Here is a 23,220-nt window from a genome sequence, read left to right as displayed (position 1 = left end):
CACACCACCATGGCTGACAGCGACAGCGGACCCGCCGAGGGCATCAAGGGCGTCGTCGAAGGAGTCACCGGCAAGGCCAAGGAAGCGATCGGCTCCGTCACCGGCAACGACAGCCTCAAAGAAGAAGGCCAAGCCCAGCAGGACAAGGCCGACGCCCAGCGCGACGTCGCCAAAAAGGAAGCCGAAGCCGAAGCCGCCCGCGGTGAGGCCAAGGCCCACGAAGCACGCCAAAAAGCCGCGGAATGACCCCCGACCTGACCCCACCCCGGTGGGGTCAGGTGCGGGCACACTCGACCATCGCAATGGCCCTCGCTCAACCACTCACCGCTAAGGAGTAGTTCATGATCGGAACCATCATCGGCGCCATCGTCGTCGGACTCATCGTCGGCGTTCTCGCCCGACTCGTCATGCCCGGCAAGCAGAACATCGGCGTCATCATGACCGTCGTGCTCGGCGCGGTCGGATCGTTCCTGGGCACCTGGGTGTCCTACAAACTCGGCTACTCCAACCAGAACGGCGGCTTCAAGATCATCCCGTTCCTCGTCGGGATCATCTTCGCCGTCCTGCTCATCGCCGGCTACCTCGGCATCACCGGCCGCCGCGGCACCCGCACCCGGTAAATCGAATGCTGGCCCTGCTCAGTTCCCCGGTGCGGCGCTGGATCGTCGTCACCCTGCTGCTCCCGGTCATCGCGTTCGTACTCGCGAAACTGGGGCTCTACCTGCAACGCCGCAACGGCGGTGCCCCCACCCGACTCTCGCGGGCACTGCTGTCGATCTCGGCGTTCACCCGCCGCCGCACCGGCCGCGGCGGCGACGACGCCGACCTCATCGACAACCCCCGCCCCGACACTCCGCCCATCACAGCACCACCCGCGACGACCACCCCCGCCGCAACGCCCCAGCCGCCACCGACAACCAGTTAGCGGCACCCCAACGAAGGGATCACTGACCATGGCCACCCAACGTGCCACCCGCAAGACCACCCGTACATCGAAGTCCTCACCCGCCAAAACCAGTACCAGGAAACCCGCCAACCGCAGCGCCGCCAAGAAGACCCCGACACCACCGGCAGCCAGCGTCGCGGCCGCCCAGAAAGTGCTGCGCAGCGTCGAACGCCGCGAAGCCAACCTCCGCAAATCCTTGGATCGCCAAACCAAGACACTCAAGAAGGTCAAGAAATCCCTCGCCGATCACCGCACCACGGTTAAAGGGCTCGAAACCGACCTCAAAAAGGTGAAGAAGACCCGCAAAGCAGTGACCTCTGAGCTGTAAACCACACCGTCCAGTCCCTGCGACCAGCAGCCCGCAACCCGCGACGCCACCACCTGCCCGGTCAGCGCACCTGGCCGCTAGTGGCCGTCCGCCACACCCCCCGACATCCGAGCCTGACGCGCGCGTGCACACCTCACACCTCGTGGAGGTATCCATGACGATGCGCCGCACTCAGCGCCGACCACGGCTGCACGACCACGCCCGTTACGTCTACAGAATCGATCGAAACACCACCATCGTGGCGGTGCGGGGCGAAATCGACGCCTACAACGCCGCCGGCATGCTGCTACACGCGCAATGCCGCAACACCACAGGTGAACCCGCGCTCGTCCTCGACCTCACCGGCCTGAAATTCCTCGGCACCCAAGGACTCTTCACACTGATCGCGATCGGCCAGCAGTGCCACCGCGCCGCCATTCCCTGGATCACCGTTCCCAGTCCCGCCGTGAACCGGCTTTTGCAGCTCAGCCGCACACACGGCGAGGTCCGCACCGCCGAAACGGTCCCCGTCGCCCTAGACATTCTTGGTTTCAAGCCGCCGACCTAAAACGGTCCGCGTGCAGCCACCTAAGTGCAGTGTCTGTAAAACTACAGTTATTCGGACAGTTCAGGGTCCGGGTGGTCGGGATGAGTTGAGCGTTGATCTGCCGTTCCGCGTGATTGGATGCGGCGGGCTGCCAGAGTCGCGCCACCGATTGTGAGCAGAAGCGTTGCCGCGGCAGTGCTGACGATCATCGCGTGTCGGCGTTTGTCGGCGATCAGTGCTGCGCATTGTGCTTCGTAGTTCGTGGCGATGAAGCGATTGGGGTTCCTGTTGTGCAGGCCTTGATTGTGGTCGTCGGCAGCCCTTGCGGGGGCATTGTCTGCCCGCAGAGCATCGCCACATGGGATCGGTTGCCCGAGGTGGTTCATGCTGGCTAGCTGAATAGGTGTACTTAGCGCAATCGCCGCGCCGAATGCGATTGCAAGTACGCTGCCGATGGTCAGCATCCAACGCAACGGGTTATCCCATTGATTTGTGGATCGCCGAGACACGGTGCAGTCATGGGATTCAAAATTTGTGTTCGTTCAGGAAGGCGTCGAAGGCTGCGGCGATGTCCTCGGCGGTAGCGTAGGGGTGTTCTGCGGCGATCAGCGTCACCGCCGCTAGGCTTTGGGGTCCCAGGCCCATGGAGCGAGGTGGCGGACTGCCAGTGATGAGGGCAACGTGGAGGGCGTCTTGAAAGCGTTCTCTTAGGTCAGTAGGCGGGTGATCGGGTCGCACCGCGATACTTTCTGTGAGTCACGTTGTGGGGACTGAGCGGCGTGTCTATCCCACCGAAAACGCTACGCAGCCGCCGGGCGAATTAGTACCCGGTGCCTGAAGTTCCCGGATGCAGCGGCGTCTGGCCGTAGGCCTGGGGCGGTGGGCCGACCGGCGGGTTCGTCGACGACTGTGCATGGCTGGGATACCGTGTGGTCGGTTCAGCAGGGTTCGCCCGCTGGCCCCCGTCGCGCAGACTGCGACGTTCCTCATCGGCCTTCTGAAGGTAGTTCTCCCAGCGTCCCTGCATCGGTTTGATCAGACCGCCGCCCACGCCGACGATGAGGATTCCGCCGATGGTGGCCAGAATGGTGATGAGCACCGGCAGGGTGACCGTGAGCGCGATGCCGATCTGGTTCAGGGCGGCGATGACGCCGAGGCCGAGGATGAAGATGCTGGCTAGGTTGGCGAGCAGTCGGCCGTAGGACAGGCCGCTGAGGCTGTTGGACAACAGGTCTCGCACGGCGGCGGCGATTGCTGAGGCAACTACCACGATGACCAAGGCGACGAACAGCTTGGGCAGAAACGCGATCACGCCGGTGAGCAGGACGCTGATCGGGTTGGGGCCAAACACCCCGAACGCCAACTGTAAGACGAACAGCACTAGCGCGTAGTAGACGATTTTCCCGGCGATTGTCGAGGCGTCGTAGCGGCTGTTGGCCAGGGCGCGTTTGACTCCCCCGCGTTCCACCGCGCGGTCAAATCCCACCCGCTCCAGAATCTTGTCGACCGCTTTGGAGATTAGCTTGGCCACGATTAACCCGATGATCAGGATCAGCAGAAACGCCACCAGTTTGGGGGCAAAGGTGGCCACCGACCGCCACATGTCGTTCAAAGCATCCCTCATGATCAGTGTCCATTCCTCCGAGTGACGGCATTAGTTAAAGACAGGCGCGAAACCTCTCGCACTTTGCTGAGAATCTTCTTCAGGTTCAATTCCCTCATTCCCGCCGGGGGAAACCCAGCCCCAAATGTCAGGGCTGTAGTCCGGGTGTGGCCGCCTGTCAGCGAGAACGAACACCGCTCGCTTCAATCTTGCCCAGGTGGAAGCGCCCGCGGCGCTGATGTGGGAGGGCCGCACCCCCAGCTCTGTCAGTTACAGGGAGCGCGGGGGTGTTTATCAGTGCGGTGCGGAGAGGTATCGGTACGCCGTTGCTCGGCTAATGCCGAATGCTCTGGCAAGTTCCTGTACGGGTTCTCCGGTTGCGGCGAGGCGTCGGAGCTGTTGCTGTCGCTCAAAACTGAGTTTGGCGGGCTTGGTGGCTGGCAGCCGGCGCGCTCGCCTGGAGTCCCGAGAAGCGGCACGGCGCTCACGGCCGAGTTCGAGTTCCAGCTCGGCGAGAGTGGCCATGATGGCGGCAACCGCGCGTCCTGTCGGTGTGCCCGTATCTACACCTTCACGCAAGGCACGCAACAGAATTCGGCGCTCACCCAGCTCGGCGATGGTACGCGTGACCTCGGCGACCGAGCGCCCCAGCCGATCAATGGCCGTGACTACCACGACGTCGCCCTCGCGGGCGTAGTGCAGTAGGGCCGCCAGGCCCGGCCGGTCGGTGTTCACCGCACCCGAGAGCTTGTCGGTGAAGACCTGGCCGGATTCGATGCCCTGAGCAGCAAGTGCGACCAGCTGTCCATCGAGGTCTTGGCCTACGGTACTAACGCGCGCATACCCAAGGATCGTTGTCACGCGACCACCGTCTCATTCACCTCCGACATCGAGGATCTGAGACACGCGGTGTGAGACGAGATATGAGACACCGAGACCTGGCGCTATGCAAGATAAGTACTGCTCCGCAGTGCCTGTCTCGTTTCTCTAGAAACGAGACACGCCGCGTTGCGGATGGTTTGTAGATTAGTTGCCGGGCAGGCCAATTGTTTGGCCGCCGTCAACGACGAGGGGGTGGCCGATGGTGAAGGCGGCTCGGGGGAGCGCAGCCAAAGTACGGCGGAGGCGATTTCTTCAGGTTGGCCCATGCGGCCGATGGGTTCTTGTGCAATCACCTTTGCAGCATCGCCTCCAGAGAACCTTGTCATCATTTTGTCAGGCCGATCGCGGCGTGCTTGGAGCTATCGTTCAAGTTTGTAACTGGAAAGGCCAAATCGACGGTGAGCAACCCCGACGAGGTTCGCGACTTAATTCGGGTCCAACCACGCCCTGGCGAGCAGGTGATGCTTTCGAGGGTCGCAGGGATGCTAGCTCTACATGCGGCGGCAGCCAGTATGCGCCTGAACACGCCAGGATTCATCCCCGACGAACGTCTCGGCTCTGACACCACGTTGTCTGCTCTGGAACTCGTCATGTCTGGCCTATGGCAGCGAGTAAGGGGCGGCTACGAGATTGCCGATGCGTGGAAGCGTCGTGAAGGTGAAACTGGTCCGTGACCGCAGGGCCGGTGGACGCGAGCATGCCTAGCTCGCTGCTTGTCGCGGATCGCGCGCCGGTGCGGGCCGGAAACGTACTCTTGAAAGCGGAGGCGTCCGCGCCGCCGAGTTCGCGCGATTGTTCAGAACCCACACCGAGAGTCGTTCACAATCCACGCCACAGAGTTAGGCAACGGTCCGAGACCGGATCTGAGCCGTCCAACATCTCTACAAACGAGACGGCGGCGCGATGAGTCTCGGCACCCCGCCGGAGTTTCCCTTTTGCGGCGACTCCTACCGCCACTCGGGGCGGACCATTTGGTCTATCATGGCGGGGTGCTGTCGTAGTGCTGCTGGGCGTGAAGTTGGGCGCTGACAGTGTCGTCGAAACGTCCCAGGTCGTCGGCTCCGTGATCAGGGTTTGTAGGGTAGAAGGTCAGCGACCAGCCCTCGATAGCGTTGTCGGAGTTGTGTATTGGCCGAATTTCGAAGCGTGCTCCGGTGTCGCTGAGGGCCTCCAGATAGCGTGGCGGCCCGTCGGGGTGTTCGGTGACGGGCATCCAGTTTAAGGACGACATGACTTGCCTTTCGAGGCGATGGAAGTGTGCGCTGTGTGTGCTGATGCGTCCGCTCGGGTCTCACCCCGCGCCAGGCGCGCCCTTGCGCGCCGGCAAGCACGCGCTCAGCCGCCGGGCCGCGGACGAAAGCGTTGGCGTAGCAGACCGGGGCTAGTGATGTCAGCGGCGTGCGGTGAGGAGTTCGAGTCGGTCGAGGATGGCTTCGAGGCTTTCTTCGAATTCGGCGGCGCTGCGGTCTTCGGACAGCATCGGTTGTAGTTGTTGCAGGTGGGGATAGTTGGACAGGTCCACCTCGGTGCGGTCGGTGTCGAGCAGGGCCTCCTCGGGGCTCAGTTCAGCGCCGTGGGTGGAAACTTCCAACAGCAAGTGACCCACCAAGAAGGTGGTGTAGCTGCGGTAGGCGGCCACAGCAGAGGGGTTGTCGAATCCATAGGAGATGAGGGTGTCGAGGAACGATTCCATCCACCGCAGGCTGCGCAGCGGGGGCCGCACCCACGGGGCTTCGGGAGCTGCGGTGGCCAGCAGCGGGAAGAGCTGCGGATGGTCCAGGGCGACCTGGCGTACCCCGTGGGCCAGGCGCAGCAGGTAATCTTGCCAGCCGTCTTCTTGGCGGCGGGCGGCGAGTTGATCGGTATAGAGGCGGTCGACAACGTGGTCGACGATGCCGGTGAGCAGGTCGCCGCGGCTGTGCACGTAGCGGTACAGCGCCATGGCTTCCACCCCGCAGGCCGCACCGAGTCGGCGCATGGTCAATTTTTCCAGGCCGCATTGGTCGATGAAGCTGATCGCCGCGTCCAGGATGGCGTCGCGACTGAGCCGCAACGCCGGCTGTTCACCGTCACCATCCGGTAGGGCGGTTTGGCCGGGCTTGGTGTTGCTGGTCGGCGGGGAGCGCCGATCAAGGTCGGGCTCGCTTAGGCGCATCGCGTCTCCTCGAGGCTTGGGGGTGGCGAACGTCGATTCGACATCACAGTTTACAGCGTAAACGAGGCGGGGTAGCGTCGTTCCACATCGCCGCCTTCAAAGCGCAGGGCGGGATACAACTGCCCGCACCACGCGCTGGGCCGCTGCAACGGCGGCCCGTCCGTGTATGGCCTGAGAGGACTGGAGCGCATGCCCATGAGCCGCGCGGCGGGCGTTGATCCTTGCGCACAGCGTAATGGCGGTGTGCGTGCACTCGCGAAGGGCGCGAAGGGCGAGCCCAGCTCGGTTGCCGTTGCCTGGCATTGGCAGCTACGCACCCCAAATCAGTGGCGGCGGACAACTAAGCACCGCTTCCCCCGCCGCACTCCGCCCAGCGAAAAACCCGTGCTGTCAAAGAGTTTTGGTGAAAGTAGGACGCCGCATCTGGGGGCCAACATTGTGTGGGGCCGGGCGCGGCTGGTCGCCTCGCAAAGAGCGAGCGCGCCGGGGCCGTAGGTGAATGTTTCCGGTGGTGTGTGAAGACAAACAAGCGAGAAAAGAGGGGTGACTGGTGTTGGTACAGCCTGTTGATCTCCCACGACGGTGTGGCATCTCTGCAAGTAGTCGGCTCAGCGAGGGTGTGCTGATCGTCAAGGTGGGCGGCGTGATCGATCTGGCGACCGCGCCGACGTTGACCGATCACCTCCGCGCGGCGCTAGCGTCGGCTCCCCCGGCGCTGATCATCGATGTGACCGGCGTCGAGTTTCTGGCTGCCGCAGGGCTGGAGGTCTTGGTCAGTACCCATGACGCCGCCGCCGGCGCCACCAGTGTGGTCGTGGTAGCTAACGGGCATGTCACCTGCCGGCCGATCACGGTGACCGGTGTCGACCGGGAGGTACCGGTGCACCCCACCGTGCACCAGGCGCTGGCTGCGCTCGGATGTCCCGCAGTCAAAGGCAGTGCCAACGACCCGGCGAGGACCAGTGCTGTTCTGACCTGATGGAAGGCGTATCGCGATCGCGCACCCTGCGGCGGCCCGCGCAGCCAGATGAGCAGAGAGCGCCTCCACCGGTGCGCGTTTACGGCGTAAACCTTGGGGAGGTAGGATGAGGGTTACCGGCTTCAGAGCAAAGGGCGGTAAACCTTCACTCCCCCGCGCACCCGCGCATGGACAGCAGTCGGGAGATCCAGTGGCTTCTTCTGTTCCCACTTTCTATCCGGCAGTGCGCCTGAGCAAGTGTCTTGCGGACACACTCGCCGATACCCACAGCTTGTTGCGCGTCGCGGTCGAGCGCGTCGGCTCAGCGGTCGTGGTGCACGCCGGCGGTGACGTTGATGCGAGCAACTGCGCGGTGTGGAAGTGCGTGCTCGACGAGGTAGCAGCCGCCACTGCCGCGCCTGGCCCGATGGTGGTGGACATCGAGGGGCTCGATTTCTTGAGTTGCTCGGCGTTCGCTGCGTTGGGCGAGGCCGCCGAACAGAGCCGGCGACAAGGGATCACGCTGCGTTTGGTCAGCACACAGCCCCGCACTGCCCGAATTTTGGCGGCCCTCGGATGGCAGCACCAGCTTCCCCTCTATGAGGACCTATGGGCTGCGGTGGAGACCGAGAACGCGTCAGCCACCCCCAACCTCGACCGGATGGTCCCGTAGCGGTGCCTGCCCGTCGATGGAACCAGACCGGCTGGCCCCGCCGCTCACAGAACTTGGAGACGCTCATGAATTCGACCCACGGCAGGTCGTCGCTGACCAACAGCCGCGGTGTCGGTCAGGCCGACCCGGGGCGCGGGAACTTCTGCTCGTCCACGCAGCTAGGTTCGTTGCGGTTATTGTTCGACGCGCACCGATGGGACTGGTCGCCCGCAGTCGAGCAGCTGCACGGCTACCGGCCGGGCACGACAACACCTAGCACCGCGCTGCTAATAAGCCATGTCCACCCCCACGACCGCGCACATCTGCGCGGCCTTATTGACGACACGCGCCGCACCCGGGTGCCGTTCACCACCCGGCACCGCGTGATCGACGCCCACGGCGGCGTGCACGACGTGGCCGTCATCGGCGCGCCGATCTACCAGCGCGGCGACCCCACCCCCATCGGCATGCACTGTGCCTGCGTCGATCTCACGCTCGCCACGCCCCACCCCGAACCCGATCGCGACACCGCACGGGTAGCGCAGCTGCGGGTGACAGCCCGGCACGGCTACCTTGATGACCAGCAACGGCAACGGATCCGCGCCGCCACCCGATGCTGACCCACGGCCACCTCGCGGCCCACCAGCGACGCAGCCTTCACCTGGCGACCGAACCGCTGACACCCATCACGGAACGCGATCTGAACCCGCGGTTTCCTCATCCTCTCGGTCGCACGCCGCCCTCGGTACTGACGCTCGCCCGGTTCCTCACAGTGCTCCAAATCGGAATGAACGCCCGGTCGGCTGGCTTAACCGCGGTACCGGAACCCCCGGCGCCGGACCCGGAACCGTCCGCCACTAACGAACCACCGTGCGGTCGCCCCCCGCCAGACACCATGAACTGGCGGGGGCGCCCCCCACCACGGGGCTACGGCGGGCCAGACCCATCCTGCGACGGCAAGGAAGGCGGCCCACGCCGCTCACGCCCATGGTCCGGTAGCGCAGTCGGTCGCTGTCACCGCCCTACGACCCGTCGCGCCGATGAAGTTACTGGTCGTCAAGGTGGTCGTTACCCAGCGTGGTGAGCACGGGAGCGATGAGCTGACAGACGCGGTTTCCGCCGGCCGCGCGCGCCTGGGTCATGGCCGCGACGGCCAAAGCCCGGATCTCTTCGAGGACGTCCTGGTTCGCGCCGCCGGCCAATGTGCGTAACGGGATGCTGACCGCGCCGATACTGACCGTCACCTGGGCCGGCGGCGCGGTGACCGCGCCACGAACCCGGTCCAGCAGAACGCTGGCGTCCGGGGTGGCGAACACATCCGCCAGCAGAAACTGCGTCTCGCCGACGTGGGCCAACACGGTCTGACCGCGGGTGGTCTCACGCAGCTGTTGAGCGGTGGTGACACGAGCTTGTCGCGCGCCGGCCGCGCCGGCCAGACTCCGCAGCAACGAGTAACTGTCCAGATCGGCAACGGCAACGATGAGGTGACGGTCGGTAGCGCGGCTGCGGGCACCAATCAAGGTAGCGACCTGTTCGTAGAACCCGGTCACGGTGAGCAGTCCGGTCACATGTTCGATGTCCTCGCCGCGACGGTCGTGCGGGTTCACCAAGCCGATCGCGGTGGCGCAGGCGACTGCGAGGAAGCCGTTGACCACCACGATCAACGCCATGCTGGATAGCCCCACCGCGACGGCTGGCCCGCTCAGCCGCGCCGCCAGCACAACCATCACCGTCGCGGCGACCATCCACGGGACCAACAGCATCCGGACAGAGTGAAACACGCTGATGTAGACGGTGGGGATCACAAAGATGACGCAGCCCATAATGCCCAGTAGCGGATCGGTCACTGACAGGCAGGCCGCCGCGATGCAGCCGGTGGTCAGCAGCACCGCCAGCTGCGACAAACCTCTGCTCGGCCACGTCGACCGCAGCCACATCCCGGTAATCGCCACCGAGCAGGTCAGCACGATTAGCGGAACCCACCGCCAGCTCAGAGCGACGGAGCCGCCGATCCGATCCATGACGATCGGAAGCACACCCAACCCCAGCGTCACGACGGCCAACAACCGACAGGTCAACTTCTGTCGACCCCGCGTCGCCAGCAACGACGTCACCCAATAAAAACGCCCCGAATCACCCCACCTCAGACGCCGTATTGACCCCATCGGGAGGCCCCCCTACCTACTTCACCAGCGTCACCCCCCCCGGGGCGAATATCGACCGCGCCCCATGACACCCACATCGTAGCAACCGTCAGCAAACTCGAAATCCAAAACGAGCGCCAACAGTCCAGGCATGCAGCGGATGTAGCCCGCGTTCAAATCTGAAGGTGTTCCCCCGCCCGAGGATGCGTCGGCTTCCGGCTCCGCGATCCTCCTCGTTCCGCATTACACAGCTTTCCCCCGTGTTGGGGGATGCGCGGTGCGTTCCCGTATGTCAGAGAAACCCTCTCGACTTGCCACCCACCATTCCGGTCGAGCGTCTCCGAGCGAGCGCGGCATCGGGTCGACCCTGCTGGAGCAGATCAGACCCTACGACCGGATGAGACAAGATGTGATCGGTCTCGGTTCCCTGGAAACGAGACAGCAAGTCCTGGCTGATATCGGCCGATCAGACCAGCGGACCCGCCACTGTCCTTGTCGCACAACGAAATTAGGAGTCTTTGGGAGGATTTGGATCGTTGCCGTAGGAGTTCTTCTCGCCAATTGTTCCGTCGAGCTTTCGAATGGTGTGCTCAACCTCCCGGTCTTGCGCCATCTGTCGGCCGATTGCTTGTTGTTCGGCTTTGGTTCCTCCGGTGTGAGCGGCCCGACTACTGCCCTCCACCTTTGATTTCCAGACCCCATCCTCGTTGTAAGTGCTGATGTCGCCCTTTGCCATGATTGCCCTCCTCTGATGTGAGGGTGCACCCCTCCAGCTGAGATTGTGCCCGCTGGTCGGACCGGGGCAAGCCACCTTCGGATCATTTGGCCGACCCCTAGATGACCTATTAAGCGACAGTGTTAACACGGGATCTGCGACCTGGGCAGATATGTCGGTCGGGTGTCCCAGAATCATGTCCCAGACCGTGAGGAACGGGGACACCCTTAAAGACACAGAACGGCTCCCGCCCGGCCCGCAAGCGGGCCGGTTGGGTCTGAATCCCCGTACCCGACCCAACCCGAGAGGATCTGCCGGTGACACTGCTCGGATACGCGCGAGTCTCGACGCTGCACCAGTCCCCCGACATGCAGACAAAGGCGTTGACGGAGGCCGGGGCCGAAAGAATCTGGACCGAACGCATGTCGGGCGCTCGGGATGATCGCCCCGAGCTGGCGGCGCTGCTTGACTACGCCCGCCGTGGTGACGTGCTCATGGTGTGGCGGCTCGACAGGCTGGGCCGCTCACTGCCGCACCTGCTCACCATCGCCAGCGACCTCCAGGACCGCGGCGTCGAGCTGCGCTCTCTCACCGAAGCTATCGACACCACCACCCCCGGTGGCCGCCTCGTCTTCCACGTCTTCGGCGCCGTCGCCGAATTTGAGCGAGCTATCGCTGCGGAACGCACCGCCGCAGGGGTCGCCGCGGCCCGCGCCGCCGGCCGCCACCCCGGTCGCCCCGGCCTGACCGCTGACACAGCCGCTGCGGTCCAGGCGCTCGACAAGGCCGGCACTCCCCGCGCCCAGATCGCCCGCACCCTTGGCATCTCCCGCTCCAGCGTCTACCGCAGTCTTTCCGCGCCCCGAGCTGTCGTCACCCCCGTGCGGCGCGATTTCACACCGCAGCTCGATATCTCCATCCCCGGTACCTTCGATGACCCACTACCTGAGGCCGAGATAGCAGAATGGGAGGGAAGCGCCTCCGGCCAGAACGTTGATGATTTATGACCGCTGGTTCTGAGTCGGCGGTGTCGTGAAGTCACATTTGCTGCCCGTCGACGGCGTCTCACCAATGTTGGGGACAAGCGCGCCGTGCAGCTCCGTTGCGAGGGGACACGGTTACGATTCCCTGATGGCAGCCAGGGGTCACTTGCATCGCATGCTGACCGATGGAGTGGTCCACGGCGACGCCGCGAAACTGCTACCCAAATTGCCGGCCGGCAGCGTCGACCTGTTCTTCACTTCACCGCCCTACGCCGACGCCAGGGCCTACAGCCGTATCCACCCCGATCACTACGTCGAGTGGTTCCTACCTCACGCCGAGCAGATGCTCGCAGCCACGGCCGAAACCGGCAGCCTGGTCATCAACATCAAGAACCGCGTGGCCAATCGCGGTGAATTGCGCGGCCAACGGCACCCCTACGTCTACCAACTGGTGCTAGCGCTCCAACAGATGGGTTGGCGGTGGATCGAGACCTACATCTGGGCCAAGCCCAACGCGGTGCCAGGCCGGTTCGGGCCCCGCACCAAAGATGCATTCGAGTACGTCTATCACTTCGCACGCGGAGAACGCCCCTATTTCGACCTCGACGCGGTGCGAGTGCCCTATAAGGCCGACGCCGCAGAGATCGCTCGCCGCGCCTTGGACTCCAACGGCCGCCGCACCACCGCCGCCGGATTCGGCCGCGACCGAACAAAGACCTATCTCCACGGTGGTGCGGACCCCGGCAACGTGGTGTCCGTCGCGCAGACCTACAACCAGCACCGCGGCGTCGCACACACTGCCGCAATGCCCGAGGGTCTCGCGGAGTTCTTCATTCGCTGCGCCAGTCCCAAGGGTGGGCTGGTGGTCGATCCCTTCGCCGGCAGCGGCACCACCGTCGTCGTCGCACGCCGATACGACCGGCAAGCCATCGGTTTCGAGCTGCACGAGGATTACGCCAAAGAGGCCCGGCTGCGCATCGTCGCCGACCAGGCCGACGACCCCGCCGTCGACCTGCACGCCGTAGGCCAGTGACCACAGCCAAGGACACAGTGGCAGCAGTCGCCGCCGCCGACACCTGGGACAAACGCGTCACCGAAATCCGGCTCATCCCCGAACGGCACGGCAAAGCCGAGCACGGCGCCATCTTCGCGGCCGTGGCCCGCGAGCTGTACGTTCCTTATCTCGCACCAGATTTCGCGTTCATCCATGACGCACCGTTCTACGACGCCGAGCACTTCGATGCCGTGTACACCGCCGCCAGCGACGGAACTGATGGCTTTACCAAGGTCAGTGTCGACGACCTGGCCGCCCTCATCGAAGACAATTCGCAAACACTGCTGGTGTTCCGCACCATTACCGGCCTCTTGAAGAATGAGTTCGCCACCACCGCCACAATGGTCGCCGAGCAGCTCGGTGACAACGCCCCGGCTATTGCAGCAGGAACCATCGACGGGGCCGAGAAGCGGGGCAGCCGCCTCAGCGCCGCGCAGGCTCGCGTACTCGCCCACACCGTGGACAAGCTGGTGCGCCGTGAGCTGTTCACCGACGCACCCGCAGGTCTACACAGCAAGCAAGACAAGCTCGACACCCGCGACGGCTGGGACAGCGTGCGGCACCTGGTCAGCGGCGGTGTCCCGTACCGTTCCTACCTCCATCAACGCCACTTCGGCGGCCCCTTCAACCAGGTCACCAACGCCACTACCGGCAAAAAGGGTGATCTGATCGAGGACGAGGTAGAGGCGCTTTTCAAGAACAACGGGGTGCCCTACATCCGCACCGGCAGCCACAACCAGGGCGAGATCGCGTCTCGATTCAATGTAACCGTCGCTCCCGCACCCGATTTCGTCGTCTTCGATGCCAATAGCACCCTTCGCGCGATGCTGGAATGTAAGGCGACCAACGACGGCGGCACGGCCCGCGACAAAGCTAACCGCTTCCGCGGCCTCCAGACCGAAAGCGCCAGACTGGGCGGTGTTCCCGTTGTCGCCGTCCTCGGGGGCACCGGCTGGGCACGGGTCAACGACACCCTTGGGCCTGTGCTTCAGTACACCGATGGGCGGGTGTTCACGCTGGAAACACTGGACCAGATGTTGAGCGTGCAACCCTTCCCGCAGCTCCTCGGTCTTACCGACTAGCGGCCCGCCGCCGGAGTTTCGACACGATGGCTCACTTGATGAGCCCACCAGGCCAATGCTTCTGGTGGGTCTTGTTGATGCGGCGAAGGTTGCCGAAGACGACTTTGAGTTCGGTGGTGGACGGCACGTCGTCGTCATGACTGCCGGGATTGAGCACCTTGGGCAAGGTCTTCCACTGGCCCTTCTCTGAATTGCCTTCGACAACAAAGGGATAGAGCAAGGTGAGCAGGTCAGCGAGCTTGGTGGTCTTGGCCTCGACGTCGGTGATCGTCGTGGGGGTGCCGGCGTCGGTCATGCCGGTGGCGATGATTTGCTTGGCGAGCCGTTCAGCGGCCGAGCGCATTGTGTTGCACGCCGAGCGGCGGCCCTTCGCTGTAGGGGCGTGCAAGTTTTCCTCAGCGTCGAGCATCAGCTGTCCGAAGGTGTCGGTGGTCTGGGTGGGCTCGGTGCCCGCCCGGATGTCGATGAGGTCGAGCTTGTAGGCCAGGAAGTCCGCACTGCCGTGGTTGGTGTACGACCATTCAGCGAGCTTGCTGTCGAACGTGGTCAAAATGACTTGCGTGCCGGCCGCCAGCAGGGCACCCAGGGTGTACTGGACGAAGGTCAGTCGGTGGCCGGCGTCGCTGCCGGGGATCGGGTCGTCGAGGACGACGATCGGCGCGCCGAGCAGCTCGGTGCGTGCCAAGAAGATTGACAGTCCCAACGCGTTGAGCTGCGAATCGCTATAGACGCCAAGGGCTTCCCGTTCTACAGGGGTACTGGTGGCGTCGACGCGGAGATCAGCGATCAGGTTGACGAACAGCGCGCCGGCAGCGCGGCGCTTGATGCCACCGAAGCCAACGAGTTCTTCGGGGCGGATGGTGGACCACCATTTGGTGATGGTGTCGCTCATCTGGGCAAAGCGGCCGTCGAGGACCGCTCCTGCACCGTCGCGGAGGGCTTTGTCGGCAGCAGTGAGTCGTCGAATAGTGCGTTGGCGGATGGCTTCGGTGACGACATCGGTAACCAGTTCGGTCCGAACTGCCACCAGATCGGCTAGTTCGGTCAACCCGCTGATGGTGATGCGTTCACGGGCGGCGTCTTCGACGGCGCTGCGCAGCGCCGCGGCTTCCGTGAAGTAGTCCGCGCTGGCTTCGCGGAGTCGACGGGCTGCGCTGTCGATGCCCAGGTAGCGGGTGGCGAGCCCCTCAGGGAGCGGTTGGCGTGAGCCCACGGCGTCGCTGCTCTCTTCAACGGTGCTGCGAGCTGCGGCTACGGCGGTGGCAAGATCGGTGGCGGCTGTGGCCACGGGCGCGGCGGCGGTTCTTGTGGCGGTCAGTAATGCGGCTTCGACTCGCAAGCTGCGCAATGCGTCGTCGGCGGCGGCCACCTGTTCGTCTGTCCACGTCGCGACCGCAGGTGTTGCCGCGGCTGCCGCGGCGGTGAACTGATCAAGTTCGTGACGTTTGGTAGCGAGCGCCTCGGCGGCGGACTTGGCCACATCGCCAAGGCTTCGGGTACGGCGTAAGTGGTCGCGGAGGACGTCGATCCGATCAGGGGTCAACGCGTCGTTGGTGCCGCACACCGGACAGGTTGCAGCGTGATCGAGCTGCGCATACTCCTCGATGCCCAGCAGCGCGTCGAGGACCGGCGTGAGCCGAGCAGTGTGCTGGTCGAACTCGGCCAATGCGGTGGCGTACGGCTCCAGGTCTGGACTGACCGGATTTTCGGATAGCTCAGTCACTGCGAACGCCGAGAGTGGGAACGCGCGCTCGCGCTGCGCGTCGAGTGCCTCCCTGAGGGCGACGGCAAGATCGTCGACAGTCTCGAAGACGGGTTCGGCGCCTTCAGCGTCAGCCAGGATCGCACCCCCCGCGGCACGCAGCGCCTTGTCGACAGCGGTGCGCGCGGCATCGGAGGTAAGTGGCTTCTTCGTCAACGCGCTGATGGCGGAGCCCGCTGATGCTGCAGGCGTGTCGGTGAGCGTGTTGACGCGCTGCAACGCCGCGCCGGGTTGTTCGGCTTCCACCCGGCCGCGTGCTGACCGGACGCGTTCGCGGAAGGAGTCCAGGTCGGTCAGCGATAGCAGCGCCTTGAAGTAACCGACGCGCTGCTTAGGTTCGGTCGATAGGACGTGGCGCAGGATGTGCTGCAGCAGAACGGGCGCACGCACCGGCGGGTCGGCCAGCGCCAGGCCCACGCCGGCGAGATCGGCGGCCTCGACGCCATCGATGAGCAGGCGGCTTTCGCATTCGGTGCCCTGACCAAAGTCGCAGAGCAGTTCCCGGCGCACCTGGTGCGTGTTTCCCGCAGCATCGCGAATGGCGGCCTGGACGTAGACGTCGGTGTCGCTGTCGGCCAGGTGGGCATTGCGCAGACTGTCGTTGTATTCCGCCTTCGCGCCGCCAAGCAGTTCCCGGCGGCTACTGCGGCCGCTGATCAAAAACTCGATGGCCTCCGCAAGGCTGGTCTTGCCCTGGCTGTTTCCGGCGTGGATGACCACCAGTCCAGCGTCGAGGTCGAGCGTGCGGGGTTCGGTACCGAAGGCCCTGAACCCGCGGATCTCCAGTGACACCAATCGCGTCGAGGTGGCGGCATGAGTCACGGCTGCCGCCAGCTGGCGATGACCGCATCAAGGGCGTCGTCGAGGTCCTTCTCGGTCGTAGCCAGAGCAATTGCATCGGCTAGGGCGCGCGCGTCCTGCTGACTGGCCGCGTCACCGGTGAGTTGGCTGCGCAAGGCATCCAGGTTGGGCAGGAGGTCACTCATCGAAATGGCAGCCTACTGACCAACACCGTCAGACCGGATTTCCTCACCGGCGTCGTCCGGTGAGCGCGTCAATGACATCGGCCACTGCGCGGCCGATATCGGTAATGCCCGTCGTCGAGCCGGTGGTGCGGACAACGTAGGCCGCTAGAAGGCAGAAACAGACGATCGCAACGATGCTGACGACGGTGGCGTTGGTACTCATGGACGGGGCTCCATCGGGCGTACACGACCGAAGCCGTTAGACGACTCCGGCGCCGCGCCTTGAGCGCGGTCCATACCTTCGAGGTCGCCGCGGGCGGAAACACAGGGTGTGCAGGGAAACTGCCCTACTCGTTGCATAAACGGGAAGCTAGTAAACCACCGTGCAGCACTTCGCCCGATAACGCTCTGAGCAGCAGTGATAGTCGATCTAACGTGACTCGGAACGTGCAAGGCGGACAGGGCGTGCGTACGTGTCGGATGCCCGTGTGAGCTACCAGGATCAGCCTTACAGCGTTTTAGCCCTATGCCGTTATGTCGTCTTAACGTTGTAAAACTTAAACGTTAAAGCGGTTAAGCGTTTAAGCGTTACAGCGCTATAATTCTGTTGTGACCACTAACATTGCTGTGTGCCATTCCCGCAAGGGTGGTGTGGGCAAGTCTTTCCTGGCCTACGAGCTGGCCCATCTACTTGATGCGGTTCTCGTCGACCTCGAACACGACGGGGGAGGCGTGACCGCCAAGTGGGGGTATCGCCCTCAAGATCACCCACGATCACGACTTCTGGATGCACTGGACGCGGGTGCCGCCCCGCCGCGGCCGCTGCGCGGATTCAAGAAACCGGACCTCATCCCCGGTCATCCCGATCTCTATGACCACCAGCCCGACGCGAACACCATGGCCGATGCCCTCACCAAATGGGCGTCCGAATGGGGCAAACCGTGGATCGTCGTCGACACCCATCCTGGCGCCAGCCCCGCTGCACATGGTGCGTTGGCCGTGGCCAACATCGTGCTGGCTCCGACCGCGCTACGCACCGCCGAACTTGATGCCACTGCCGAGCTGGTCAATGAGGCGGCCGACTATCCGCTGGTCATCGTGCCGAACTTCGTCCCCACAACACCGCCGGCCGCCGAAATTCAGCGATTGCGCACCATCATTGCCGACACACCCGTACAGGTTGCTCCACCAATACCGACCGCGCTGCACGTAGGAACGCGAAAGAAGCGCATTGCCATTACCGCCGAAACACCGCCTGCGAAGTCGCTACAGAAAGTCGCGGCCGCGCTAACCGACCTCAGTACCTTCGTAAAGGAGTACGTCAATGGCTGACGGCCTGGACTCGCTCACCGCCATGCGCTCGAAATCGACCACATCCCGCCGCACTATCCCGCCGCCGCGACACCAACCGCGTCGCACGCCGGTCGACATGCCCGCCGCACCGCCACCAGCAGCCGCACCCGAACCGCCCAAGGCGCAGCCGCCGGCAGCCCCCGCCCCGCCGGCCACCGGCACCGACCTCACGAAAGTATCGATCTACCTCGACGACACCGCGGACGCCGCCCTCGAGGCCGTGCGCGCAGCCGCCCGAGCGACCAAGCCGCGCGTCGACGCCACCCGCAGTGCCGTTGTTCGACTGGCGCTCACCCGGCTCGCTGAGCAGCTCACGCCCGCCGAAATCGTCGCTGAGCTGCAACGCAGCGCCGCCACACATAGCGGCCCCGGCCGGAAACGTGCGTAGAATAAGCGCTTAAGCGTTATAGCGCTATAACGCTTAAGCGTTTCAATCGGGCACAAAAGCTTTTCCTCTGCCTCGATTGTGGCGAAGCGGTGGGCGGCGGCGGTCAAGGCCGGAACCGCCGCTGCGCGGTCGACCTACGGTCGAGCCTGGACAGCCGCCGCCCACCGCGCAAACGGGCCAGTACGAGGAAGCGATGCCAAAGCTGGTCGAGCCGCCGGGGGAGCGCTTCGGGGTTATTCGGCTGTGGGCACCCCGGCCCGGTCCAGGAACTCGTTGAGCGCCGCATCCACGATGTCGGTGACCGCGTACCCGCGGTCCTTCAACACCTCGATGCGCTGCTGGGTTCCTGGCCGCACATAGGTGTTCAACGGGACTTTCTGCTGCTTTTTGCGCAGCGGGAGCGAGCCGCCGGAGCCAGCCGCGGCCGCGCCGTCACTCCCCGCGTCGCCAGCTGAGCCACTCATGCACGCAGCTTACATGCAACACTCTTGCCACTGTGCACGCATATTGCTTGCACATTTGCGTGCACGGCTTTACGGTGGTTCCATGAGACCGGTAACGACAACTCAAGACGACGTAAATACGGTGTGTGACTTCGCGATCCAGGTCCGCACGCTGTGTGCGCAGCTCGTGGACAACCCGTTCAACACTCCCGCCGCCGAGGAGCTGCTCGATGTCCTCACCGATGCCGCGCCCGCGGCCGATCTCGCGCTTGCTCGGGTTCTGCACACGGTGATCTGCGGACCTGCATCCAGCGGCACACACATCCTTCGCGGCATCGCGCAGTGCCGCCGCACTCCCAAGGCCCCGCCCATCGTCTGTGCAGCGGCCTAAAGTCGGCCCTGATGAGCACGCCCGCGACACCGCCGAAACCAGGCTCCACCGAGCACTGGCACGCGTGGCTACAGCGATACGGCGGTGACTACACCACCGACGCCGAGCGCCGCGCCGCCTACCAGGACTTCACGACGAACTCGGCCGCCTTGCAGTCTGTGTTCTCCCAAGCCAATGACATGCACACCGCCGGCTATCTCGAAGCCCACGAACGGGTGGCCAGCGGCGACGCAGACGGCCCCGACGACGCCGAGACGTGGGTTCCCGGCGATCTGAACCGCTACGCGCGGGCCGACTGGCTCGAAGGCTTCCGCTCACACTTCGAGCCATAGGCGAACCTGAGTTACGTCACCGCCGGGGGTTTCAGAGACGCGCCCTGGCGCAGTTGCGCGGCGAACTGGTCGTGAATCGCGCGGCGGTGGGCCTGCTCGTCGGCCGAAAGCCGCTGTTGGGTCGCGTCGAGTACGTCGTCGTGAGTGTCGTACGGAGCCAACTGGATTCGAAGCTCTTGGTCTACTGCGGCAAGTATGTGCATCAGTTCGGGCAGCGAGGGTTGCCGAGCACCCGATTCGATCTCGGCAATAGCAGACTCTGCGAAGTTGGCGGCCTTGGCCAGCTCGCGCTGCGACACGTCATGTTCGAGGCGAGCCAGCGTGAGCAGGTTGCCGGCCAGCCGCTCGACATGACCCCGCCGCGATGGACCCATGCGTGCCACCCCCTTCGTCGACAAGACAGGAACTTCGGTATGGCTCCGAGATTGCGTCAGATCCGGTGCTGGATCGGCCAGACCACGCGTTGTGGTCCGCGCGGCCGACTGTGGTCGAACACCGCTTCGGCCCGAAGTTCTGCGCTCTTGCTCGCGATCAGCTCGGTCAAGTCGTACTGCACGTCGCTGCTGGCTTCATCGAGCAGAACTCGCCGCGCCGAGGTGATCATCGCGGACGTGTCCGCACCGCTGATCTGTGACCGCGCCGCCCAATCGGTCACGCGGTCACCGATCGCGTCGAACTCCGAGAGCACCATGGTCGCCGCCTCGCTGGCGTACTCCTCGATGAACGCGGCCCGCGCCTCGGCCGGCCACCACGGCGGGATCGGCAGCTGTGTGGCGTACACCGCCGCGATGGCCGCCTCCAGCTCCATCGAATCGATCACAACCCAAACGGTAGCCGTGTGAAAGGAGAGACGGGATGTGCGCGTGTCGTTATCAGGTAACGCGTTGTCCCGCTGGCAGAGTCTCCACCATGGCCCAAAGACGCAGCACACATAAGGGCGATCGCGCGCAGATCATGTCGCGGCCCGATCGCGTCGTCTACGAGATCGTCAAACGTGAAGCCGCGCAGCGCGGCATCCCAATGGGCCAGTACGTGGCCGACGTCCTCGCCGTCCACGTAGGCCACCCCGAGCTGGTTCGTGAACTAGACAAGGAGGCCTTGCCGCTGGCGATGTGACCACACCCCGCCAGATCCTCAACTCACTTGCTCTGACGGCAGGGTCTTGGCAGATGTGACATCTGAATAGCTGGTGTGCGGATTTCCGCTGACATGACGAAGGCCCCGCCGTAGCGAGGCCCTTGTCTGAGGTTTTGAACCGAGTTGGCGCTCGGTTCGGGGTCCGCACCCGATATCCCCGAAGGGACTGCTTTTGCAAGGCAGCTCTCACGGTAGCGCACGCCTGTCCGACGTACCAGATACGCCGCGCATCCAGTGTGCGAATCGTGACCTCATCAACGCCCGATCACATCGGGCGAGCAGTACGTGGCCGACACCGCTTGGTTCGGCTACAGCTCCTGTTGCTCCCAGTCCGCATGTCGCGCGCGCGCTGGCGAACGAACGTCGTCGCGAATGGGTGCAGCGCGCCGGGAGCTGCGCACCGCGTGCACCGATGTGGACGAGCCGCATCAGCTGGCTTGAAGGGCTGACACGCTGGGCGCAATCACCGGCCTTCAGCCAGGTGTGTGCTGAGACGCGGGTATCGATCACCACGGCCACGCTGTTGTCGATCGCCACGGTGATGGCCGAGTATGCCGATCACGCCACCGGCCGCCACGTTGCCGTCACGCGCGCGACAATCGCCGACAAGGTGGGTTGTGACGTGCGCACCGTGACCGCCGCCTGGCGGCTGCTGAGGGCCTCCAGATGGGCCATTGAGGCGCAGCGCGGCCACGGCTCGACAAACACCCCCAGCGTCGGCCGCCGACCCTCGGTGTACCACCTGGTGCCGCGCCGCCAAGCCCGTCCAGCACCGCGTCCGGTTGTGCATGATTTCCACCTACCGCCGTCAGGCGGTGTTGGTTGTTCTTCTCCCGTAGGGAGTTACTCACCAAGCGAGCGCGCAAGCGCGCCCGCCAAACAAATCTGCGACAAACCACGACGAACGCCGCCACGGCGCGCTACCGCGCGGCCGCTGGCCACCCAGCGACTTGCCGCTGGACTGGTCGCGATCACGCACGGCCTAGACCGCGCGCACATCGGCGCCATCTGCGATGCACTCAGCCGCGCCGGCATCGACCCCGACGTGTGGTCAGCTCGCGCGGTCAACGACAAGCTCAACGCCGACATGCGCGCCCGCGGAGCGACCTGGCCCGACCACATCGCCAACCCTGGCGCGTTCCTCGCCAGCCGGCTACGACGGCTGTCCTGGACACCCCCAGTTCCAGCTCACTCAAAGGCCGGCGGCTACGCCGCCGCCAGCATCGACCCGACCCCGCCCCCGGAGCCCCTCACCGATGCCGCGCGGGCCCGGATCACGGCCGCGCGAGAAGAGATCCGCCGGGTACTTGCCCAGCGCAGTCAACGCACCCCTACCGAGCACCCCCGCCAGCACCTCAACCCGCGTCCCCGCAGCACCCCGCGGCTTATCGTTGAACGATGGCGACCCCGCCCCCCAGCGAGCCCCGACACGTGATCGAGCCCGACGCGCTGAACGAGCATGGTTTGGATGCCGGATATGCGCAGCTGGCCACGGCGTTCAACACCGAGGACACCAACGCCGAAAGACGCGCGGCACGTGACACTTACGCTCATCGCCGCGCGCGATAGCTTCCCTGCGCGCATCACCCGCGCCCCTAGTGGTTGCCAGCATGGGCCGGAATCTTCACCCTGAGCAGGTGCGCCGATAGCGCGAATTGCACACGAGAACCGTGGGGGTGATGCGTTGTGGATCTGGCCGTTCTGGTGGTGCTGGCCGTGATCATCACCGTAGCCGTGGTACTGGTGCAGCGGAAGCAGCCACGCACACCGTTCACCAACCCTGGACAGTTCACCCATGCGCGGCACCCGAACGCGCACCCACCTGATTCGGTGCAGCGCTGGGTAGCGCTGCACGACTACGCCGTCGCGCACCATTTACGCCTGCTGTACGTGCAGAAGGTGTACGAGCGCCACCCCAAGAAGGGCTGCAAGGCACGGGTGTCGATCTATGGCGAGCCCGGCTCGACATGGCGGGATGCGTGGTTCTGGCATCACCAGGTCCAGCCGGGCTCGGTGGTCGCCGTCGTAGCCAGCCAAGGGTGGGGTTCGCACACCCGCCGTGATGACGTGCTGTTCATCGGCTCCCAGGACCGCCCCGGAGTGCACGCCAGCCTCGACGCCGCCACCGTGCGCCGCGCGCAACGCCACCACCGTCGACCGACCCCACCGCTACAACCACCTCAGCCCTAACCGCCCCTCTTTCCTGCCATCGAATTCCCTTTCTTCTCAACGCCTCTCACCTGTACGCGCTCCACCACCCCGCTGACCTACCCCAGCTCCCCTCGCCCTCACCCCCGTTTCCACAGACCTCAAACACGACACACCTCTTGCATTCAGGTCTAGAAGGTCGCGAATCAACCTGAAGTTGACGCGTATATCTGGCGCATGGGACCAGCGCCGGATGCGCTTCATTGAACCACT

General features: G+C 64.6%; 32 protein-coding genes. 19 read left to right on the top strand and 13 right to left on the bottom strand.

The annotated features are described in order from the left end of the window. Positions 1–9: 9 nt before the first annotated feature. The 5 genes from mbp1 (at position 10) to ACAG24_RS27865 (ending at position 1,821) form a co-directional block, all read left to right on the top strand. Positions 10–246, top strand: a complete 237-nt coding sequence (gene mbp1, locus ACAG24_RS27885; protein WP_370475973.1) for a microaggregate-binding protein 1 — start codon at positions 10–12, stop codon at positions 244–246. Positions 247–341: 95 nt separating this feature from the next. Continuing rightward, positions 342–620, top strand: coding sequence for a GlsB/YeaQ/YmgE family stress response membrane protein (locus tag ACAG24_RS27880; protein WP_370475972.1), 279 nt, complete (start codon positions 342–344; stop codon positions 618–620). A gap of 5 nt (positions 621–625) precedes the next feature. Further along, the gene (locus ACAG24_RS27875; protein WP_370475971.1) at positions 626–925 is read left to right on the top strand and encodes a hypothetical protein; all 300 of its coding nucleotides are present in this window, start codon (positions 626–628) and stop codon (positions 923–925) included. Positions 926–953: 28 nt separating this feature from the next. Beyond that, complete coding sequence (locus ACAG24_RS27870) at positions 954–1,274, top strand: hypothetical protein (RefSeq protein WP_370475970.1); 321 nt, start codon at positions 954–956, stop codon at positions 1,272–1,274. Between the two features lie 154 nt (positions 1,275–1,428). Then, on the top strand, positions 1,429–1,821 hold the full coding sequence (locus tag ACAG24_RS27865) for an STAS domain-containing protein (RefSeq protein WP_370475969.1): 393 nt from the start codon (positions 1,429–1,431) through the stop codon (positions 1,819–1,821). Between the two features lie 47 nt (positions 1,822–1,868). On the opposite strand, the gene ACAG24_RS27860 is transcribed toward ACAG24_RS27865, so the two are convergent. The 5 genes from ACAG24_RS27860 to ACAG24_RS27840 all read right to left on the bottom strand — a co-directional run bounded on the left by ACAG24_RS27860 (position 1,869) and on the right by ACAG24_RS27840 (position 6,440). After that, positions 1,869–2,264: a hypothetical protein gene (locus ACAG24_RS27860; RefSeq protein WP_370475968.1), complete on the bottom strand. Its 396-nt coding sequence runs from the start codon at positions 2,262–2,264 to the stop codon at positions 1,869–1,871. Between the two features lie 356 nt (positions 2,265–2,620). Continuing rightward, the gene (locus tag ACAG24_RS27855) at positions 2,621–3,424 is read right to left on the bottom strand and encodes a mechanosensitive ion channel family protein (protein WP_370475967.1); all 804 of its coding nucleotides are present in this window, start codon (positions 3,422–3,424) and stop codon (positions 2,621–2,623) included. Between the two features lie 273 nt (positions 3,425–3,697). Then, positions 3,698–4,264, bottom strand: coding sequence for a recombinase family protein (locus tag ACAG24_RS27850; protein ID WP_370475966.1), 567 nt, complete (start codon positions 4,262–4,264; stop codon positions 3,698–3,700). 1,000 nt (positions 4,265–5,264) lie between these two features. After that, on the bottom strand, positions 5,265–5,516 hold the full coding sequence (locus ACAG24_RS27845; RefSeq protein WP_370475965.1) for a hypothetical protein: 252 nt from the start codon (positions 5,514–5,516) through the stop codon (positions 5,265–5,267). A 159-nt stretch (positions 5,517–5,675) separates the two neighbouring features. Further along, on the bottom strand, positions 5,676–6,440 hold the full coding sequence (locus ACAG24_RS27840; protein WP_370475964.1) for a TetR/AcrR family transcriptional regulator: 765 nt from the start codon (positions 6,438–6,440) through the stop codon (positions 5,676–5,678). Positions 6,441–6,990: 550 nt separating this feature from the next. Between ACAG24_RS27840 and ACAG24_RS27835 the strand changes: the two genes are divergently transcribed. The 3 genes from ACAG24_RS27835 (at position 6,991) to ACAG24_RS27825 (ending at position 8,670) form a co-directional block, all read left to right on the top strand. Beyond that, positions 6,991–7,419, top strand: a complete 429-nt coding sequence (locus ACAG24_RS27835) for an STAS domain-containing protein (RefSeq protein ID WP_370475963.1) — start codon at positions 6,991–6,993, stop codon at positions 7,417–7,419. A gap of 223 nt (positions 7,420–7,642) precedes the next feature. Next, complete coding sequence (locus ACAG24_RS27830) at positions 7,643–8,071, top strand: anti-sigma factor antagonist (RefSeq protein WP_370475962.1); 429 nt, start codon at positions 7,643–7,645, stop codon at positions 8,069–8,071. 65 nt (positions 8,072–8,136) lie between these two features. After that, positions 8,137–8,670, top strand: coding sequence for a PAS domain-containing protein (locus ACAG24_RS27825; RefSeq protein ID WP_370475961.1), 534 nt, complete (start codon positions 8,137–8,139; stop codon positions 8,668–8,670). A 426-nt stretch (positions 8,671–9,096) separates the two neighbouring features. On the opposite strand, the gene ACAG24_RS27820 is transcribed toward ACAG24_RS27825, so the two are convergent. Both ACAG24_RS27820 and ACAG24_RS27815 read right to left on the bottom strand, forming a co-directional pair. Further along, positions 9,097–10,104, bottom strand: coding sequence for a nucleotidyl cyclase domain-containing protein (locus ACAG24_RS27820; protein WP_370475960.1), 1,008 nt, complete (start codon positions 10,102–10,104; stop codon positions 9,097–9,099). A gap of 598 nt (positions 10,105–10,702) precedes the next feature. Further along, positions 10,703–10,930, bottom strand: a complete 228-nt coding sequence (locus tag ACAG24_RS27815; RefSeq protein ID WP_370475959.1) for a DUF2188 domain-containing protein — start codon at positions 10,928–10,930, stop codon at positions 10,703–10,705. A 296-nt stretch (positions 10,931–11,226) separates the two neighbouring features. Here ACAG24_RS27815 and ACAG24_RS27810 point away from each other — a divergent pair, with 296 nt between their 5' ends. The 3 genes from ACAG24_RS27810 to ACAG24_RS27800 all read left to right on the top strand — a co-directional run bounded on the left by ACAG24_RS27810 (position 11,227) and on the right by ACAG24_RS27800 (position 14,028). Continuing rightward, positions 11,227–11,916: a recombinase family protein gene (locus ACAG24_RS27810; RefSeq protein ID WP_445206236.1), complete on the top strand. Its 690-nt coding sequence runs from the start codon at positions 11,227–11,229 to the stop codon at positions 11,914–11,916. Positions 11,917–12,040: 124 nt separating this feature from the next. Then, positions 12,041–12,925, top strand: a complete 885-nt coding sequence (locus ACAG24_RS27805; RefSeq protein WP_370475958.1) for a DNA-methyltransferase — start codon at positions 12,041–12,043, stop codon at positions 12,923–12,925. A 122-nt stretch (positions 12,926–13,047) separates the two neighbouring features. Beyond that, positions 13,048–14,028 carry a hypothetical protein gene (locus tag ACAG24_RS27800; protein WP_370475957.1) on the top strand — a complete coding sequence of 327 codons (981 nt, stop codon included), beginning with the start codon at positions 13,048–13,050 and terminating at the stop codon, positions 14,026–14,028. A gap of 31 nt (positions 14,029–14,059) precedes the next feature. Here ACAG24_RS27800 and ACAG24_RS27795 read toward each other — a convergent pair whose 3' ends face one another. From ACAG24_RS27795 to ACAG24_RS27785, 3 genes are read right to left on the bottom strand one after another with little or no spacing between them, the layout of a single operon-like run. Continuing rightward, a complete protein-coding gene (locus ACAG24_RS27795) occupies positions 14,060–16,582 on the bottom strand; it encodes an AAA family ATPase (RefSeq protein WP_370475988.1) in 2,523 nt (840 codons plus the stop codon). Between the two features lie 26 nt (positions 16,583–16,608). Further along, positions 16,609–16,776, bottom strand: a complete 168-nt coding sequence (locus ACAG24_RS27790; protein WP_370475956.1) for a hypothetical protein — start codon at positions 16,774–16,776, stop codon at positions 16,609–16,611. 43 nt (positions 16,777–16,819) lie between these two features. Then, positions 16,820–16,978, bottom strand: a complete 159-nt coding sequence (locus tag ACAG24_RS27785) for a hypothetical protein (protein WP_370475955.1) — start codon at positions 16,976–16,978, stop codon at positions 16,820–16,822. A gap of 386 nt (positions 16,979–17,364) precedes the next feature. Between ACAG24_RS27785 and ACAG24_RS27780 the strand changes: the two genes are divergently transcribed. Together ACAG24_RS27780 and ACAG24_RS27775 are read left to right on the top strand one after the other, a co-directional pair. Beyond that, positions 17,365–18,087 carry a ParA family protein gene (locus ACAG24_RS27780; RefSeq protein WP_370475954.1) on the top strand — a complete coding sequence of 241 codons (723 nt, stop codon included), beginning with the start codon at positions 17,365–17,367 and terminating at the stop codon, positions 18,085–18,087. Then, a complete protein-coding gene (locus ACAG24_RS27775; RefSeq protein WP_370475953.1) occupies positions 18,080–18,496 on the top strand; it encodes a hypothetical protein in 417 nt (138 codons plus the stop codon). The genes ACAG24_RS27780 and ACAG24_RS27775 overlap by 8 nt, the downstream gene beginning before the upstream one ends. A gap of 233 nt (positions 18,497–18,729) precedes the next feature. Here ACAG24_RS27775 and ACAG24_RS27770 read toward each other — a convergent pair whose 3' ends face one another. After that, complete coding sequence (locus ACAG24_RS27770; protein WP_370475952.1) at positions 18,730–18,960, bottom strand: hypothetical protein; 231 nt, start codon at positions 18,958–18,960, stop codon at positions 18,730–18,732. Between the two features lie 82 nt (positions 18,961–19,042). Between ACAG24_RS27770 and ACAG24_RS27765 the strand changes: the two genes are divergently transcribed. Both ACAG24_RS27765 and ACAG24_RS27760 read left to right on the top strand, forming a co-directional pair. After that, positions 19,043–19,330 (top strand): hypothetical protein, encoded by a 288-nt coding sequence (locus tag ACAG24_RS27765; protein WP_370475951.1) that lies wholly within the window; start codon positions 19,043–19,045, stop codon positions 19,328–19,330. 11 nt (positions 19,331–19,341) lie between these two features. Beyond that, complete coding sequence (locus ACAG24_RS27760; protein WP_370475950.1) at positions 19,342–19,662, top strand: hypothetical protein; 321 nt, start codon at positions 19,342–19,344, stop codon at positions 19,660–19,662. An 11-nt stretch (positions 19,663–19,673) separates the two neighbouring features. On the opposite strand, the gene ACAG24_RS27755 is transcribed toward ACAG24_RS27760, so the two are convergent. Both ACAG24_RS27755 and ACAG24_RS27750 read right to left on the bottom strand, forming a co-directional pair. Next, the gene (locus ACAG24_RS27755; RefSeq protein ID WP_370475949.1) at positions 19,674–20,036 is read right to left on the bottom strand and encodes a helix-turn-helix transcriptional regulator; all 363 of its coding nucleotides are present in this window, start codon (positions 20,034–20,036) and stop codon (positions 19,674–19,676) included. Between the two features lie 56 nt (positions 20,037–20,092). Then, positions 20,093–20,482, bottom strand: coding sequence for a hypothetical protein (locus ACAG24_RS27750; RefSeq protein ID WP_370475948.1), 390 nt, complete (start codon positions 20,480–20,482; stop codon positions 20,093–20,095). 89 nt (positions 20,483–20,571) lie between these two features. On the opposite strand from ACAG24_RS27750, the gene ACAG24_RS27745 reads away from it, so the two are divergent. The 4 genes from ACAG24_RS27745 (at position 20,572) to ACAG24_RS27730 (ending at position 22,989) form a co-directional block, all read left to right on the top strand. After that, positions 20,572–20,778 carry a hypothetical protein gene (locus ACAG24_RS27745; protein ID WP_064284654.1) on the top strand — a complete coding sequence of 69 codons (207 nt, stop codon included), beginning with the start codon at positions 20,572–20,574 and terminating at the stop codon, positions 20,776–20,778. Positions 20,779–21,211: 433 nt separating this feature from the next. After that, a complete protein-coding gene (locus ACAG24_RS27740; RefSeq protein ID WP_370475947.1) occupies positions 21,212–22,234 on the top strand; it encodes a rep protein in 1,023 nt (340 codons plus the stop codon). Continuing rightward, positions 22,231–22,368: a hypothetical protein gene (locus ACAG24_RS27735; protein WP_370475946.1), complete on the top strand. Its 138-nt coding sequence runs from the start codon at positions 22,231–22,233 to the stop codon at positions 22,366–22,368. Before ACAG24_RS27740 ends, ACAG24_RS27735 begins: the two co-directional genes overlap by 4 nt. A 117-nt stretch (positions 22,369–22,485) precedes the next feature. Next, positions 22,486–22,989 carry a hypothetical protein gene (locus ACAG24_RS27730; protein ID WP_370475945.1) on the top strand — a complete coding sequence of 168 codons (504 nt, stop codon included), beginning with the start codon at positions 22,486–22,488 and terminating at the stop codon, positions 22,987–22,989. Positions 22,990–23,220 lie beyond the last annotated feature (231 nt).

This window comes from Mycobacterium bulgaricum, assembly GCF_041287165.2.
GTDB lineage: Bacteria > Actinomycetota > Actinomycetes > Mycobacteriales > Mycobacteriaceae > Mycobacterium > Mycobacterium bulgaricum.
The sequence above is the reverse complement of the archived record's forward strand: the minus strand, read 5'-3'. Positions and strand labels throughout refer to the sequence as shown.

What these genes read in the sequence shown, in the direction of transcription:
- ACAG24_RS27865 (WP_370475969.1), top strand. Translation starts at nt 1,429, where the DNA reads ATGACGATGCGCCGCACTCAGCGCCGACCACGGCTGCACGACCACGCC.
- ACAG24_RS27815 (WP_370475959.1), bottom strand. Translation starts at nt 10,930, where the DNA reads ATGGCAAAGGGCGACATCAGCACTTACAACGAGGATGGGGTCTGGAAA.
- ACAG24_RS27855 (WP_370475967.1), bottom strand. Translation starts at nt 3,424, where the DNA reads ATGAGGGATGCTTTGAACGACATGTGGCGGTCGGTGGCCACCTTTGCC.
- ACAG24_RS27755 (WP_370475949.1), bottom strand. Translation starts at nt 20,036, where the DNA reads ATGGGTCCATCGCGGCGGGGTCATGTCGAGCGGCTGGCCGGCAACCTG.
- ACAG24_RS27870 (WP_370475970.1), top strand. Translation starts at nt 954, where the DNA reads ATGGCCACCCAACGTGCCACCCGCAAGACCACCCGTACATCGAAGTCC.
- ACAG24_RS27785 (WP_370475955.1), bottom strand. Translation starts at nt 16,978, where the DNA reads ATGAGTACCAACGCCACCGTCGTCAGCATCGTTGCGATCGTCTGTTTC.
- ACAG24_RS27745 (WP_064284654.1), top strand. Translation starts at nt 20,572, where the DNA reads ATGGCCCAAAGACGCAGCACACATAAGGGCGATCGCGCGCAGATCATG.
- ACAG24_RS27840 (WP_370475964.1), bottom strand. Translation starts at nt 6,440, where the DNA reads ATGCGCCTAAGCGAGCCCGACCTTGATCGGCGCTCCCCGCCGACCAGC.
- ACAG24_RS27825 (WP_370475961.1), top strand. Translation starts at nt 8,137, where the DNA reads ATGAATTCGACCCACGGCAGGTCGTCGCTGACCAACAGCCGCGGTGTC.
- ACAG24_RS27790 (WP_370475956.1), bottom strand. Translation starts at nt 16,776, where the DNA reads ATGAGTGACCTCCTGCCCAACCTGGATGCCTTGCGCAGCCAACTCACC.
- ACAG24_RS27845 (WP_370475965.1), bottom strand. Translation starts at nt 5,516, where the DNA reads ATGTCGTCCTTAAACTGGATGCCCGTCACCGAACACCCCGACGGGCCG.
- ACAG24_RS27805 (WP_370475958.1), top strand. Translation starts at nt 12,041, where the DNA reads ATGGCAGCCAGGGGTCACTTGCATCGCATGCTGACCGATGGAGTGGTC.
- ACAG24_RS27875 (WP_370475971.1), top strand. Translation starts at nt 626, where the DNA reads ATGCTGGCCCTGCTCAGTTCCCCGGTGCGGCGCTGGATCGTCGTCACC.
- ACAG24_RS27860 (WP_370475968.1), bottom strand. Translation starts at nt 2,264, where the DNA reads ATGCTGACCATCGGCAGCGTACTTGCAATCGCATTCGGCGCGGCGATT.
- ACAG24_RS27775 (WP_370475953.1), top strand. Translation starts at nt 18,080, where the DNA reads ATGGCTGACGGCCTGGACTCGCTCACCGCCATGCGCTCGAAATCGACC.
- ACAG24_RS27880 (WP_370475972.1), top strand. Translation starts at nt 342, where the DNA reads ATGATCGGAACCATCATCGGCGCCATCGTCGTCGGACTCATCGTCGGC.
- mbp1 (WP_370475973.1), top strand. Translation starts at nt 10, where the DNA reads ATGGCTGACAGCGACAGCGGACCCGCCGAGGGCATCAAGGGCGTCGTC.
- ACAG24_RS27740 (WP_370475947.1), top strand. Translation starts at nt 21,212, where the DNA reads ATGTGGACGAGCCGCATCAGCTGGCTTGAAGGGCTGACACGCTGGGCG.
- ACAG24_RS27765 (WP_370475951.1), top strand. Translation starts at nt 19,043, where the DNA reads ATGAGACCGGTAACGACAACTCAAGACGACGTAAATACGGTGTGTGAC.
- ACAG24_RS27760 (WP_370475950.1), top strand. Translation starts at nt 19,342, where the DNA reads ATGAGCACGCCCGCGACACCGCCGAAACCAGGCTCCACCGAGCACTGG.
- ACAG24_RS27770 (WP_370475952.1), bottom strand. Translation starts at nt 18,960, where the DNA reads ATGAGTGGCTCAGCTGGCGACGCGGGGAGTGACGGCGCGGCCGCGGCT.